The organism is Pedobacter sp., from assembly GCF_035566355.1.
In the GTDB taxonomy this organism is placed as follows: Bacteria; Bacteroidota; Bacteroidia; order Sphingobacteriales; family Sphingobacteriaceae; genus Pedobacter.
Genome location: NZ_DATMRL010000644.1, coordinates 1 through 15,142, shown reverse-complemented (window position 1 = coordinate 15,142; position 15,142 = coordinate 1). Strand labels below are relative to the sequence as shown.

At 43.5% G+C, this 15,142-nt stretch carries 8 protein-coding genes and 1 pseudogene; 3 read left to right on the top strand and 6 right to left on the bottom strand.

What is annotated here, in order from left to right; translation table 11 throughout:
- Window positions 1–215 (bottom strand): annotated as a pseudogene (locus tag VNZ46_RS25340) (DNA polymerase III subunit delta); the annotation flags it as partial.
- A 56-nt stretch (window positions 216–271) separates the two neighbouring features.
- Between VNZ46_RS25340 and VNZ46_RS25335 the strand changes: the two are divergent.
- Window positions 272–733 (top strand): type I restriction enzyme HsdR N-terminal domain-containing protein, encoded by a 462-nt coding sequence (locus VNZ46_RS25335; protein WP_325563815.1) that lies wholly within the window; start codon window positions 272–274, stop codon window positions 731–733.
- A 369-nt stretch (window positions 734–1,102) separates the two neighbouring features.
- Here VNZ46_RS25335 and VNZ46_RS25330 read toward each other — a convergent pair whose 3' ends face one another.
- From VNZ46_RS25330 to VNZ46_RS25320, 3 genes are read right to left on the bottom strand one after another with little or no spacing between them, the layout of a single operon-like run.
- A complete protein-coding gene (locus VNZ46_RS25330; RefSeq protein WP_325563813.1) occupies window positions 1,103–2,479 on the bottom strand; it encodes a TolC family protein in 1,377 nt (458 codons plus the stop codon).
- Between the two features lie 25 nt (window positions 2,480–2,504).
- Window positions 2,505–5,675 (bottom strand): efflux RND transporter permease subunit, encoded by a 3,171-nt coding sequence (locus VNZ46_RS25325; protein WP_325563811.1) that lies wholly within the window; start codon window positions 5,673–5,675, stop codon window positions 2,505–2,507.
- A 4-nt stretch (window positions 5,676–5,679) separates the two neighbouring features.
- On the bottom strand, window positions 5,680–6,828 hold the full coding sequence (locus VNZ46_RS25320) for an efflux RND transporter periplasmic adaptor subunit (protein WP_325563809.1): 1,149 nt from the start codon (window positions 6,826–6,828) through the stop codon (window positions 5,680–5,682).
- Window positions 6,829–7,049: 221 nt separating this feature from the next.
- On the opposite strand from VNZ46_RS25320, the gene VNZ46_RS25315 reads away from it, so the two are divergent.
- Entirely contained in the window at window positions 7,050–7,673 is a 624-nt protein-coding gene (locus tag VNZ46_RS25315; RefSeq protein WP_325563807.1) for a metalloregulator ArsR/SmtB family transcription factor, read from the top strand.
- Between the two features lie 46 nt (window positions 7,674–7,719).
- On the opposite strand, the gene VNZ46_RS25310 is transcribed toward VNZ46_RS25315, so the two are convergent.
- Together VNZ46_RS25310 and VNZ46_RS25305 are read right to left on the bottom strand one after the other, a co-directional pair.
- Complete coding sequence (locus VNZ46_RS25310; RefSeq protein WP_325563805.1) at window positions 7,720–10,386, bottom strand: valine--tRNA ligase; 2,667 nt, start codon at window positions 10,384–10,386, stop codon at window positions 7,720–7,722.
- A gap of 121 nt (window positions 10,387–10,507) precedes the next feature.
- Window positions 10,508–12,661, bottom strand: a complete 2,154-nt coding sequence (locus VNZ46_RS25305) for a S9 family peptidase (protein ID WP_325563803.1) — start codon at window positions 12,659–12,661, stop codon at window positions 10,508–10,510.
- 380 nt (window positions 12,662–13,041) lie between these two features.
- On the opposite strand from VNZ46_RS25305, the gene VNZ46_RS25300 reads away from it, so the two are divergent.
- Window positions 13,042–15,081 carry a M13 family metallopeptidase gene (locus tag VNZ46_RS25300; protein WP_325563801.1) on the top strand — a complete coding sequence of 680 codons (2,040 nt, stop codon included), beginning with the start codon at window positions 13,042–13,044 and terminating at the stop codon, window positions 15,079–15,081.
- The last annotated feature ends 61 nt before the right edge of the window (window positions 15,082–15,142 follow it).

The following is a 15,142-nucleotide window of genomic DNA, read 5'->3' as shown; positions in this document are numbered from 1 at the left end:
ATGGGATATCTCTTCGCCGCATTCAGTATAGTAGCCATATCGGTATCCTTACCGTACAGTACAGTCTGGTTGAAGCCTTTTTCCATATCCTTCAATACATGCTCTTCCATGTAATGAATAATCTGGTCTATATAATAGGGTTCTTCACCATGCAATAAATAAACAGGCTTAAACTTTTTGGCTTTGAGGTCTTTTATAATATCTGAAGCAGTCATATAATTATCCAAATGTAACGGCTAAAAACTAAATATTAAAGGTTATTTTTGCACAAATGGCATTTAACCCTGTTCCGCTTAATCTTCCTGCCTATCCTTTCAAAATCACCAGGAAGGAAGATCAGCTGTATATTTTTGATGAAATCCGGAAAAAACATCTTGTCCTGACACCAGAAGAATGGGTACGTCAGCACTTTATCCAGTTCCTGGTCCTGGAAAGGAAGTTCCCAAAATCACTCATCCAGATTGAAGGTGGCTTAACACTGAACAAACTCCAGAAAAGAACAGACATCGTGATCTACAACACCAACGGCGAACGCATCATGGTTATCGAGTGTAAAGCGCCCTCCGTTAAAATCTCCCAATCCGTCTTTGACCAGGTCGCCAGATACAATTCCGTACACAAAGCCAAATGGCTTGTTGTTACCAATGGATTGAAGCATTGCTATGCACTTATCAACCACCTGGAAAGCCGTTTTCTCTTTGTAGAAGAGTTGCCTTTGTATCCTGCCCTTTAAACTGGCTTTGCTTAAAAAAACATAATTGGCTTTGCTTAAAGAATAGAAAAAAAGAGGAATGCTGTTTCAAGGCTGCGCCGGCTTAGGCGCCCTGAAGGGGGCGCAAACCCGCCAAGGCCTCTCAACAGCATTCCTCTTTTTTTTGCAAAGTTTCATACCTGCAATTCGCAAATCCTATTCATATTAAAAAACAGCATAAACACCATTTCCTTCTCTGCATCATACCTGGATCTCCCCCCTGCTGATGGCGCAAGCAAAATCTACTGTGTCTGCGAGAAGGCATTGGCGGGTTTGCGGCCTCTTCAGGACGCCTAAGCCGGCGCAGCCTTAGAGTCAGACCAGCAGATTTTGCGGTAACACAACACCACTCTAACCCCCTCCAAGCGCCCTATACAACCCAATAACCGCGTTCCACTGTTCCAGCTGATCATTCACCATTTCCAATTCCGCAGCCAACAATCCCTGTTCCGAAGTCAACACATCCGTATAATTCGTCGCCGAGCTATACTTCAACAATTTCTTCGTAAAATCCACAGACCGCTCCAGCAACACCACCTGTTTCTTCCTGATCTCCCGCTGTTCGCCAGCGGCCTGCCATCCATACAAAGCATTCGAAACCTCTTCCGCCGCATTCAATACCGACTTCTCAAAAGCATAACCAACCTGCTCCTGCACCGCCAGTGCAGTCCTTAGCCTAGCCTTATTGGCCCCCTTACTTAAAACCGGCTGCAAAATCCCCGCAGCCACATTTCCAAACAGGCCCGGCGCACTCAACCAATCCTTAAAACTAAAACTGGTAAAGCCCCCGGCAGCAGTTAAACTGATAGAAGGATAAAAAAACCGCCTCGCCACGTTTGTATCCTCAAAAGCTGCTCTGAACGCATACTCCGCCTGTTTAACATCCGGCCTGTTCTGTAAAAGCTGGGCAGGAACCCCTGCATGAAGATCCACGATCAGTTTCTGCTGATTTAAATTACCCCTTGGAATCGCCGATGCAGGCCTGGCCAATAAAGTACTCAAGGCATTCTCCGTTTCCCGGATCTGTCTTTTCAATTTAGGAATGGCCACTTCAGCACCATACTGATTGGCCTCGCTTTGCACTTCGGCAGCTCCATTAACAACATTTGCAGCCATTAAAGACTTCATTGCCTTCACATCCTCTTTGCGGTTACTCACTGTCTTTTCCAGGATCCTCAACTGCTCATCCATCGCAAGAAGCTTAAAATATAAACTAGAAATATCCGCAACCAATTGAGTCTGCACCGCCCTTTTAGCCTCTTCAGATTGAAGCATCCTGGCCAGCGCTGCCTTTTTTGCACTCCTGAGTTTCCCCCAGATATCTGCTTCCCAGCTTGCATTCAGAGACACATCATACTGCGTAGACTGATTAACCAGGCCAAATCCCTGCGGAAAGGCCAGTTTCGATCTTGTAACTCTAGCTTTTCCATTCAGTTCCGGTAAAAATGCAGCTTTGCTCTGCACCATTGCCGCATGAGCAATATCCATTTGCTTAACAGCCACTTTCAGATCCAGGTTTTTAGCCAGGCCCTCCTGCACCAGTTTTTTTAACAAAGTATCCGTGAACAATTTGTCCCAAGGTACCGTTAGAATTGACGTTGTGTCCTGATCATCCTGCCCCCGATAGCTTTTACTTTTATTCACTTCAGGAAGCCGATACTCTTTGGCGCTTTGGCAAGAGGCTGTCAAAACAGCCAGAAATAAAAGCCCTATATATTTATTCATCATTTCTCATCTATTTATAATTTACATCCTAATTCAGAGCCTGAAATTCAACAGGTTCAGGCCTATAATCTATCCCTTCAGCTTTTTTACTACCACCAATCCTCTCCTGAATCCCCTGGAAAACGATAAACAGAACTGGAATCACAAATACACCGAAAACAGTCCCGATCAGCATCCCCCCAACCGCAGCCGTACCAATAGAACGGTTGCTAATGGCACCAGCACCCGAAGCAAACATTAAAGGCAGCAGACCAAAAATAAAGGCAAAAGAAGTCATCAGGATAGGTCTTAATCTGGCGGTTGCCCCCGCAATTGCAGACTGTACCAGGCTTCTGCCACTTAAGCGGTTCATCAAAGCAAATTCAACAATCAGAATGGCATTTTTGGCCAGTAATCCAATCAGCATAATCAAACTGATCTGCAGGAAAATATTATTGTCCAGGCCAAACAAACGCGCAAACAAAAACGCACCAGCCAAACCAATAGGCAAAGAAAGCAATACAGAAAACGGAAGAATATAACTTTTGTACTGGGCACTCAGCAAGAAGTAAATAAAGAGCAAACTCAATATAAAGATCAGCATCGTCTGACTACCGCTGGAAAGCTCCTCCAAGGTTAAACCTGAAAATTCAAAAGTATACCCTTGCGGAAGCGTTTTTGCCGCCACTTCCTGAATGGCCTTTATAGCATCTCCAGAACTATAACCCGGTTTTGGTGCGCCATTTACCGATGCAGCCGTAAACAAATTGAATCGATTGATAAACTCCGGTCCATAGATCTTTTTCAACTCGATAAATTCAGAGATCGGCGCCATTGTTCCCCGGTCGTTCCGTACAAAGATCTTATCAATGGCCTCCTTGTTCATCCGCTGCGAGGCCTCCGCCTGGATCATTACCTTATACTGTTTACCAAAACGATTAAAATCTGAAGCATAAATACCACCAAGATATCCCTGCAAGGTATTCAGAACCGTATTTACCGAAATTCCAGCCTCTTTACATTTGGCCACATTGACACTCACTTCATACTGCGGAAAACCGGTATTATAAGAAGTTGCCGCATACATTACCTCCGGACGCTGATTCAGTGCCCCCATAAACCCACCAATCACCTGGTTAAAGGCTTGGTAACTTCCTCCGGTTTTGTCCTGGAGCTTAAACTCAAAACCATCATTATTTCCGAAGCCCTGCAAAGTAGGCGCCGCAAAAAAGATGATATTTGCACCTTTAATTCCAGCCGTTTTTGCAAACAACTGCCCCACAACACTCTGAATATCCTGTCCCTTTTTTGTTCTTTCTTTCCAAGGTTTCAGCCGGATAAAAATAGCCGCATAGGAACTACCTGTACCGCTCATTAAATCCATACCCGCCAAACGGGAAGACAATTCCACTTCCGGAATAGACCTGGCAATACTGTCAATCTGGTTGGAAATTTCTTCTGTACGCTCCAGCGAACTGGCTGGAGGAAGGATCACATTTCCATAAATAGAACCACTGTCTTCATTGGGTACAAATCCGGTTGGTGTGGTTTTAACCAGGAACCAAAACAGCAAACCAAACAAGGCGATACCCGCAAAAGAGATCCATTTTCTACTCACCAGGAAGATAACAGCCTGTTTATACCTCGCTGTCATCCGGTTAAAAGAAGCGTTGAACCCAGCGTAAAACCGTTGCAGGAATCCCGTCTTTACTTTCTCATGCTCCCCATGAGGTTTCAACAGCAAAGCACATAAAGCAGGGCTCAGAGTCAAAGCGTTCACTGCCGAGATCAGAATGGCCACCGCAAGCGTTAAACCAAATTGCTTGTAAAACACTCCAACAGACCCAGTCACAAAAGTTACCGGAATAAATACCGAGGCCATGATCAGGGTAATAGAAATAATCGCCGTACTAATTTCACTCATAGCATGCATGGTCGCCTTCTTGGCCGATTTTGCACCCTGATCCAGTTTAGCGTGTACCGCCTCAACCACCACAATAGCATCATCCACTACAATTCCAATGGCCAACACCAGGGCAAACAAGGTCAACAGGTTAATGGTAAAACCAAATAACTTCAGGAAAAAGAAGGTACCGATAATCGCCACTGGTACTGCAATCGCCGGAATCAATGTAGAACGAAAATCCTGAAGAAAAATAAAGACCACAATGAACACCAGGATAAAAGCCTCAATAATCGTAGAGATCAGTTTAGAAATAGAAGCATCCAGGAACTCATTGGCATTGGTAAATACACTGTATTTTACCCCCTTCGGAAAAGTAAGTGCCGCATCCGCCAGAATCTTTTCGCATTGTTTAATGATCTCATGCGCATTAGAACCCGAAGTCTGGTTAATGGCCACATAAGGCGATTCATGCCCCTGAGCAATCAATGTGCTGGAGTAGGTAAACGAACCCAGATCAACGGTCGCCACATCCTTCAATTTCAACACCTGCCCGTTGCCCACAGATTTCAGGATCATATCACCAAACTGTTCCGGTTTCTCCAGACGGCCCGTGTATTTCAGTGTATATTGAAAAGACTGGTTGCTGTTCTCTCCCACCTTACCCGGCGCAGCCTCTATATTCTGTTCTGCAAGAGCACTCGTCACATCCGAAGGAATCAATCCATAGGCCGCCATAGCGTCCGGCTTTAGCCAGATCCTCATACTGTAATCTTTTCCACCATATACCTGGGCATCTCCAACCCCATGCACCCTTTTGATCTGAGGAATAATATTAATCCTTAAGTAATTGTCCAGGAAGCGCTGGTCGTACTTTCCGTCTGCGCTGTACAATAAAAATGAAAACACCTCACTATTCAGCCTCTTACTGGTTGTTATTCCCATTTTAATTACCTCAGCAGGCATCAGACTGGTGGCCTTAGTGATCCTGTTCTGCACGTTTACAGCCGCCATATCCGGATCAGTACCCTGTTTAAAATTAATGGTGATGTTCGCGGTACCATCATTACTGGCCTTGGAAGTCATGTAAGTCATATTCTCCACACCGTTAATTTCTTCTTCCAAAGGCACAATCACACTTTTCATGACCACATCCGCACTAGCTCCCTGATAAGAAGTCGTCACTTCAACCGCCGGAGGAGCAATATCCGGATACTGGGAAATAGGCAAAGCATACAAACCCAATAAACCCAGTATCACGATAATGATCGATATCACGGTAGACAGTACCGGATTATCAATAAACTTTTTTAACATAATTTTAAATTTTAGAAGAGACCAAACGTTTAGTTTTAGGAGATACAGGCTTAATCTCCATGCCGTCTTTAAGTGCGCCTGCTCCCTCAACAACCAGCTTATCTCCCGGTTGCAGGCCTTTTTTAACCACATAGAATTCACCCGAAGGAAGATCCAGGATTTCGATTTCGGTACTTTTTACTTTTCCTTTTGGGTCCACAGTAAAAACCATCATTTTTTCCTGCATTTCATAAGTCGCCTTTGAGGGGATCAACAATGCCTGCTTCAAAACCGCCGGGATCCGGATCGTTGCACTGGCCCCGCTCCTGAGCAAAGAGGCCGGATTAGGAAAACTGGCCCTCAGATTTACTGAACCTGTTTCTGTACTGATCAAACCACTTAAAGTTTCCATCCTTCCCTTTTCCGGATAAGCCTTTCCATTGGCCATCAACAACAGAACCGGCGGAAACTGACGGAGTTTATCTTCCATCGTTTTCCCACCATACTGATCCGCAAAATCCAGGAATTTCTTTTCATTAAAAGAGAAATAAGCATATACCCTGCTGATATTGGATACCGTTGTGAGCGGCTGTGCCGAACTGCTGCTCACCAGGCTTCCGGTCTTGTAGGGAATATTACCCACCACCCCATCCGCCGGGCTGCTGATCATCGTATATCCTACATTGGTCCTGGCATTGGCCAGACTAGCTTTAGCCTGCGCCAGAGCAGCTTCTTTAGCATGCTGATTAAAAGAAGCCTGCTTCAATTCATAATTGCTGATGATGCCTTCTTTAACCAGAGGAATGGTTTTCTCCACCTGCATTTTGGCGGTATTCAATTCGGCTTCTGCATTCTTAATTGCCGCAGAAGCTGTTTTAATCTCCTGTTCATATTGAGGGGCACTGATCCGGAATAAAGGCTGGCCTTTTTTCACCACAGCCCCCTCATCAACAAAGATCTTTTCCACAAAACCGTCAACTTTAGGACGGATCTCTATATTCTGCTGACCCTGAATTGTTGCAGGATAGTCGTTGTTTATAACCGCATCCTGCGTTTCCACCTGCATCACAGGAAATTCTGCAGGCTGGCCTTGCCCTTCTGTAGGCTGCTGAGGTCCGCAAGCAATGAGCAAGCTTACTGCCAGGCTTATTAAAGGTAAATTTATAGGTTTCATATTCTACTGTATTTTAAAATTTTTGACAAAAGCATTCCATGCCCCTGGAGCGCTATACTCAGGCAGTGAAATACAAAGATTATTCTCAGGTAAAAATTAGGGTTTAAAGAGGGTTATGTAAATTCGTGCATATCATCAAAATAAATCGTGGATATTCTTAAAAGTTAAGCAAAGTTAGTACTTTTGTGAATAAAACAACTAATTACTTGTTTTATTAGATTATGAAGACAAATAAATTCTTAATGCTGCTGAAGACACGTGGTGCCTTAACTGCAGCTGAAATAGCCAAAGAACTGGGAATGACCAGTGAAGGCGCAAGATTACAGTTGTTAAAACTCACAGAAGAAGGACTGATCCAGAGCCAGCATGAATCCAGGGGAGTAGGCAGACCCACACAGTTTTTCACACTCACTGCCACCGGCAATGCTGGTTTTCCAGATACCCATGCAGAACTTACCGTCAAGCTGATCCAGCTCATTAAACAAAATCTGGGAGAAGAAGCACTTCAAAGCGTGATCAATGCCAATGAAATCAGCGGTAAAGAAAAATACCAGCGGGAACTGGAATCCTTAATTGATCTGGAAACCCGGATTGGACGCCTTGCGGAAATCCGGACAAGAGAAGGCTATATGGCCGAGTACAGTAAAGACGAAGAAGGTTATTTACTCGTTGAAAACCACTGCCCTATCTGTGCTGCCGCCCAGGTGTGCCAGGGTTTCTGCAGTTCAGAACTGAATACCTTTAAATTTGTATTGGGGAATACAGTAGACATCTCCAGGGTAAACCACATCATTGCAGGCGACAGAAGATGCGCCTACAGGATTACCCTAAAAAAAGCGAGCTAAAGACCCTCAGATCCTTAGCTCGCCGCTCTTTATTTATATATACCTTTTAACTTACCAGTGCAGAAAGACTTTCTTCAATAATCCTGATCTTGGATTCTGCATCCGCCTGCTTATTGCGCTCATTTTGAATAATCTCCGGTTTTGCATTCTGTACAAAACGCTCATTGCCCAATTTCGCATTTACAGACTTCAGGAAGCCTTTTAAATAAACCAGTTCCGCATTTAAACGTTCTCTTTCTGCATCCACATCAATAGTCTCATTCAGCTGAATAAAGAATTCATCGTTACCAACCATAAAGCTGGCAGCACCTGCAATCTTATCGTTCACAAACTCCACCTCATTGATATTGGCCAGTTTGAAAATAATGTTCAGCCATTTCTCATAATCCAACGTAGAATTCACTTTAACATTCAAAGGCAAAGCCTCTTTAGGAGAAATCTGTTTTGTATTTCTGATGTTCCTGATCTCTGCAACCACCTGTTTAACGACCTCAACATCTTTTAAGATCTGGCTTTCTGCCGTTGTAAAAGTTGGATAAGGCGCAACGATGATACAATCCAGTTCCCCTTTTTCGCCAAACAGTTCATCATGCCACAATTCTTCTGTAAGGAAAGGCATAAACGGATGCAATAATTTCAAGATCCGCTCAAAGAAACCAATTGTTGCCTTCAAAGACTCCGCATCAATCGGATGCTGATAAGCCGGTTTAACCATTTCCAGGTACCAGGCACAGAAATCATCCCAAACCAATTTATAAGTTGCCATTAAAGCTTCAGATAAACGGTATTGTTTAAAGTTATCTTCAATTTCAGCCAAAGCCTCGTTGAAACGGTTTTCAAACCAGGAGATCGCCTGTGCATTTGGATTTTCCAGCTGATCGTTAACCTCCCAGCCCTTCACCAAACGGAAGGCATTCCAAATCTTGTTGGCAAAATTCCTCCCCTGCTCACAATAGCTTTCATCAAACATCAGGTCATTCCCTGCGGGCGAACACAATAACATTCCTACCCTTACACCATCGGCACCATATTTTTCAATCAAGCCAATCGGATCCGGAGAATTCCCCAGAGATTTAGACATTTTACGACCCAGTTTATCTCTAACAATTCCTGTCAGGTACACATTAGTAAAAGGCTTTTTACCCATAAACTCATGACCGGCCATAATCATACGCGCTACCCAGAAAAACAAAATTTCAGGCGCTGTAACCAGGTCATTGGTTGGGTAATAATAGCTGATCTCTTTATTTCCAGGATTCTTAAACCCATCAAATACAGAAATTGGCCACAACCAGGAAGAAAACCAGGTATCCATTACATCCGGGTCCTGTTTTACAAAAGGTGACAGCTGGTTTTTATAACCCGCAGCCTCTTCTGCTGTAAAACCACCTTCTTTATCTTTTAATTTCAGGAATTCCTCCAAGGCCTCTTCTTTGGTTTTAGCGACTACCCAATTGCCCTGATGATCGTACCAGGCCGGGATTTGCTGCCCCCACCATAACTGACGGCTGATGTTCCAGTCGCGTACATTTTCCATCCAGTGACGGTAGGTGTTCACAAACTTTTCCGGAATCAGTTTAACATCTCCATTCAGTACATCGTCCAGAGCCGGTTTAGCCATTTGGTCCATCTTACAGAACCACTGCATAGACAGCTTTGGCTCAATCGCGGCATCTGTACGCTCAGAAAAACCAACCTGCGATTTATAATCTTCTACTTTATCCAGATGGCCAGCTTCATCCAGCAATACCGCAATTTTCTTTCTTGCAGCAAAGCGATCTTCACCTACCAGGATAACAGCCAGTTCATTTAAAGTACCATCATCGTTCAGGATATCGATAACCGGCAATTTATGTTTAACACCCAGCTCATAATCATTCAAATCATGTGCAGGAGTTACTTTCAAACAGCCCGTACCAAAGTCCATTGTTACATATTCATCTTCAATAACCGGGATTTCACGGTTAATCAAAGGCACAAATACTTTTTTACCTTTTAAATGGGTATAACGCTCATCATTAGGGTTGATGCAGATCGCCGCATCGGCCATAATCGTTTCCGGACGTGTCGTTGCAATCGTAATGGAATCTTCAGAACCTGAAATGGTATACTTAATATAATATAACTTCTGGTTCACTTCCTTGCGGATCACCTCTTCATCAGAAACCGCCGTTTTGCCCGCAGGGTCCCAGTTCACCATACGGATTCCCCTATAGATCCAACCCTTTTTATACAAATGAATAAAACTGTCAATTACTGCAGCAGACATATCCTCTTCCATCGTAAAACGGGTACGGTCCCAGTCGCAGCTGGCGCCCAGTTTTTTCAACTGATCGAGGATAATACCCCCGTACTTTTCTTTCCATTCCCAGGCATAGGTCATAAACTCTTCGCGGGTAATGTTTTCTTTACTGATCCCTCTTTCCTTCAACATCGCTACCACTTTTGCTTCTGTAGCAATAGAAGCATGATCTGTTCCAGGTACCCAGCAGGCATTTTTACCCTGCATACGCGCCTTACGGATCAATACGTCCTGAATGGTGTTGTTCAGCATGTGCCCCATGTGTAAGACCCCGGTGACATTTGGCGGAGGAATTACAATTGTATAAGGCTCACGTTCATCAGGCTCAGAGTGAAAAAACTTCTTTGAAAGCCAGTAACTGTACCATTTGTCTTCGGTTGCTGCCGGATCGTATTTTGTAGAAATGCTCATTATATGCGAAAAAATATCTTTATGAACTGCAAAAATAAAGAAAAAAAGACAGATGACAGAAACAAAAAAAGGTCTGATGCACAACTTGTACACCAGACCTTTTTCATCAACTAAAATACCCCTACTTTAAATTCTGCATAAAGTAATCAGTCACTTTCTGATACAAATGTGCACGGTCTTTACCCAATACATTATGTTCATGACCAGGATAAATCATATAATCTACCTGCACTCCTTTATCTACAGCGCTTTTCACCAAAGAAACCGTATTCTGCTGCAATACAACAGGATCCTGCATACCATGGATCAATAACAATTTACCTTTCAGGTTCCCAATTTTCTGTGTCAGGTCTGTCGCAGCAAAACCTTCAGGATTCTCCTGAGGCGTATCCATATAACGTTCAGTATACATCACCTCATACAAATTCCAGTTGATCACTGGTCCACCAGCAACTGCCGCTTTAAACACCCCAGGATGGTTCAACATAAAATCAACCGTATTGAAACCACCAAAACTCCAGCCAAACAAACCCATCCGGTCTGCGTCTACGTAAGGCAAAGCTTTCAGATAATCTACCCCGGTCATCATATCCTGCATCTGCACATCCCCAACTCTGCGGAACATGGACTGCTCGAAAGCCTTCCCCCTGTTGTCGCTGCCATGCGTATCCATCACAAATACCACATAACCTTGTTCTGCCATATAACGGAACCAGTAATCACCAGCACCCGCATTCCAGCTGTTCAGGATCAGTTGCGCATGAGAGCCACCATACCAGTACACCACTACAGGATATTTTTTACTAGCATCATAACCTACAGGCTTATACAAACTGCAATACAAAGGATCTCCTGCTGCACTTTTAATGGTAAAAATCTCCGATGCCTTAGTATTGTAATCTGCCAAAGGATTTTTGGCCTGCAATAAGGTTTTTGAATGACCGCTGGCAACTTCCGAAAGCAAGATTGTTCTTGGATCCTCCGGCGTGCTATAATTATCAATAATGCTTTGTCCGGAAGTACTTACCTGCGTTGTGTGTACAGCAAAACCACTGGTCAATCTTCTCGATTTAGCCGCTTTCACATTCAACACATATAAATTCCTGGTAATTGGCGACTCTTCCGTAGAAACATAGAACAAGTTATCCCCTTTTTGGTCAAAGCCTTTTACTTCCAAAACTTCCCAGGCACCTTTAGTCAATTGCTTCAGCAATTTGCCTTTCACGTCATACAGATACAAATGGTTCCAGCCATCACGGTTGCTTTGCCAGATAAATTTTGAAGGATCATTCTTCAGGAACAACATAGGCACCAATGGCTCCACGTACTTTTCGTCTTTCTCTTCAAATAAGGTTTTCACAAAATCACCACTCACCGCATCGTATTGATTCAGCTTCATATGATTCTGGCCACGGTTCAATACAGCGATATAAATATATTTATCATCCGGACTCCAGGCAATATTGGTCAGATACTGTTCTGCAGGCTCCCCTGTTTTTAAATACACCACAGTTCCGGTTACCGCATTATATACACCAACCGTCACATGATGACTTTTTTGCCCGGCCATCGGATACTTTATGTTTACATTTTTTGCAGGGATGCTTGTCCAGTCAATGATCGGATAATCGGCCACCATACTTTGATCCATGCGGTAAAAAGCAAGTACTTTACCACTATTACTCCAAAAAGTACCTTTAGAAATACCAAACTCATCCCGGTGAACGGAAGAAGCATATACAATATCAGAACTACCATCCTGAGTTACCTGCTTCGCACCGGTACCATTAGCAACAAATAAATTAAAATGATCCAGATAAGCAGTATAACCTGCTTTACTTTGCTCTACATTTGCTTTTGCAGCCGTTGCAGCATCAATCAAAATGGTGAAACTCCCCTTAACCGGATTATAAGCTACCTTCTCTCCCTGGATATTTAAGATCCAGTCTGCACCCTGATTAAACTGAATCATAGGCATCGCTTTCAATTCTGTTCTGCCCGCAGCTTTCAGTTTCTGGTTCAACTCCTCTAAAGTCAATAAGGTCTTTTCTTCCTTACTTTTAAAATCACCCGCAAGCCAGGTCACATCGTTTCCAGAACGTTTTGCATACACATATTGTTCGGTTCCATAAACAAACTGAATCTGCGAAAGGTTCTCCGGTGCCAGCGTTGTTCTTGCATTCAGCATTGCATCCTGCATTGTTAGGTTCTTATTTTGTGCACCCGCATAGAAAAACAGGCTCAAAAAAGGTAATACTAAAAGAAATTTCTTCATGCTTATAAATTAGTTGGCCAAATGTAATGATTTTTAGAATGCCGCGGTAGAGCACCCTGAGCGCCTATCTATATTAAATAAATTCAGATCTACACAATAAATTATGTTAAAAAATGTTAATACTGTATAAATCACGAGATCATGAAGTCGCTTAAAGTATTTTCTTTTACAGGGCATATCATCAGAAAACTGGGCTTAACCAAACTCTATTATTGGTTCAACAAGTAAAATTTTCATTAGACAGGCTAATTGTTTAAATCTATTCCCTAATTTCAGTTTTTATTGTACCTCGTTGTACATACTAACTTATAAATAAAGATTGACGACAGGTTTTCACCTATCCCTGCCCCAGTCTTCTTTGAGACATAGATAAAACACGTATGAATTTACAAGAACTGAAAAGCTATTTTGCTATTTTGGGAATTGTGGCCGCCAGCTATTCTGCTTCCGCACAACAACATCCAGCTAAATTAATCGATCCAGCCAATATGGACCTGAGTGTAAAACCAGGAGACGATTTTTATGAATATGCCAGCGGCACCTGGATTAAAAACAATCCCGTTCCAGCCAAAGAAACCCGCTGGGGAAGTTTCAATGAACTCCGCGATTTCAACATTAACGCCGTAAAAGGCCTGGTGCAGGATGCTGCTGCAGATCGGTCAGCACCCGCAGGTTCTCCCAAAAGACGTGTCGGGGATTTTTATACCGCCGCCATGGACAGCCTGACCATTGAAAAACTAGGTTATACCCCGATCAAAACAGACCTCGCCCGGATCAAGAAAATAAAAGACCTTCAAGGTATACTCCAGGAAACCATTACCATGCGCTCCGCAGGCATTGCCAGCCCCATGTTTGGCTTTTACGTTGCGCAAGACAGAAAGAATGTCAACAAATACCTGCCATCTTTGAGCCAGGGAGGCACGACACTTCCAGACCGCGATTATTATCTGAAAGACGATTCCCGTTCTGTAAAGATCAGAGAAGCCTATACAAAATACATGACTACCTTGTTTACGTTAACAGGAAGTTCTGAAGCAGAAGGTACTCAAAAAGCTGCCACCATAATGGCTATCGAGAAGCAACTTGCCCAGGCCCAAATGAGCCGCCTGGAGATGCGCGATCCATACAAAACCTATAATAAATTTACAGTAACCGATTTCTCGAAAACGACCCCAGGTTTAGATTGGGCAGCCATTCTGCCAAAACTTAAAGTAACCGGACAAGATACCCTCCTGGTTTCTGCACCAAAATTCTTTACCAGCCTTGATGGCTTACTCAAAACCGTTTCCGTAGCAGACTGGAAAACCTATCTGGAATGGAACGTGTTAAAGAACAGCGCATCTTCCCTGAGTTCTCCCTTTGTAAACGCAAACTTTGCATTTACACAAGCACAAACCGGTCAGCGTGTACAAACACCAAGATGGCAAAGAATGTCTTCCTTAACCGATAACAATATCGGCGAACTCCTTGGACAATTATACGTAGCGAAATATTTTAAGCCTGAAGCAAAAGCCAGAATGGAAGAGCTGATCAAGAACCTGCGTACCGCGTTTGAGATCCGAATTAAAAACCTGGAATGGATGAGCCCCGCAACCAAAGAAAAAGCGCTGGAAAAACTTCATGCATTTACCCCAAAAATTGGCTACCCTGAACACTGGAAAACTTATGAAGGCCTGATCATTACACCTTCCACCCATTTCCAAAACCTCCGCAATGCAGATGTATGGGCCTATAACGATATGATCAGCCAACTGGGCAAACCAGTAGACCGGACCCGCTTCGGAATGACACCCCCAACCGTCAATGCCTACTACAGCCCAACCATGAATGAAATTGTATTTCCTGCCGGAATTCTGCAATTCCCATTCTTTGCTCCTGATGCAGACGATGCCGTAAATTATGGAGGAATCGGAGCCGTTATCGGCCATGAAATGTCTCATGGATTTGATGACAGCGGCAGCCAGTATGATAAAGAAGGTAACCTGCGCAACTGGTGGACTGCAGAAGACAAAGCCAAATTTGAAGCCAAGACCAAAGCACTCGGCGAACAGTTTGACAGCTATACCGTGTTAGACACCATCCACGTCAACGGAAAACTGACCATGGGCGAAAACATCGGTGATCTGGGGGGCTTAAATGCAGCCTACACCGCTTTTAAACTGACCAAACAAGGACAGTCTGAAGAAAAAATTGATGGCTTTACCCCGGATCAGCGTTTCTTCCTTTCCTGGGCACAGGTTTGGAGAGGAAATATCCTGCCGGAATCAGCCGCACAATTGATCAAAACAGATCCACATTCTCCAGGTCCTTACAGAACTATTGGCGCACCCGTAAACATGGATGCCTGGTACAAAGCATTTGATGTGAAACCAGGAGACAAACTGTATAAAAAACCGGAAGACCGCATCCGCATGTGGTAAGTAATAAATAAAAACAATGAAATAAAGGCATATAGATATCTATATGCCTTTATTTCATTGT

Excerpts from the sequence above, each read along its gene's own strand:
- VNZ46_RS25320 (WP_325563809.1), bottom strand. The coding sequence starts at position 6,828 with ATGAAACCTATAAATTTACCTTTAATAAGCCTGGCAGTAAGCTTGCTC.
- VNZ46_RS25315 (WP_325563807.1), top strand. The coding sequence starts at position 7,050 with ATGAAGACAAATAAATTCTTAATGCTGCTGAAGACACGTGGTGCCTTA.
- VNZ46_RS25335 (WP_325563815.1), top strand. The coding sequence starts at position 272 with ATGGCATTTAACCCTGTTCCGCTTAATCTTCCTGCCTATCCTTTCAAA.
- VNZ46_RS25305 (WP_325563803.1), bottom strand. The coding sequence starts at position 12,661 with ATGAAGAAATTTCTTTTAGTATTACCTTTTTTGAGCCTGTTTTTCTAT.
- VNZ46_RS25300 (WP_325563801.1), top strand. The coding sequence starts at position 13,042 with ATGAATTTACAAGAACTGAAAAGCTATTTTGCTATTTTGGGAATTGTG.
- VNZ46_RS25330 (WP_325563813.1), bottom strand. The coding sequence starts at position 2,479 with ATGATGAATAAATATATAGGGCTTTTATTTCTGGCTGTTTTGACAGCC.
- VNZ46_RS25325 (WP_325563811.1), bottom strand. The coding sequence starts at position 5,675 with ATGTTAAAAAAGTTTATTGATAATCCGGTACTGTCTACCGTGATATCG.
- VNZ46_RS25310 (WP_325563805.1), bottom strand. The coding sequence starts at position 10,386 with ATGAGCATTTCTACAAAATACGATCCGGCAGCAACCGAAGACAAATGG.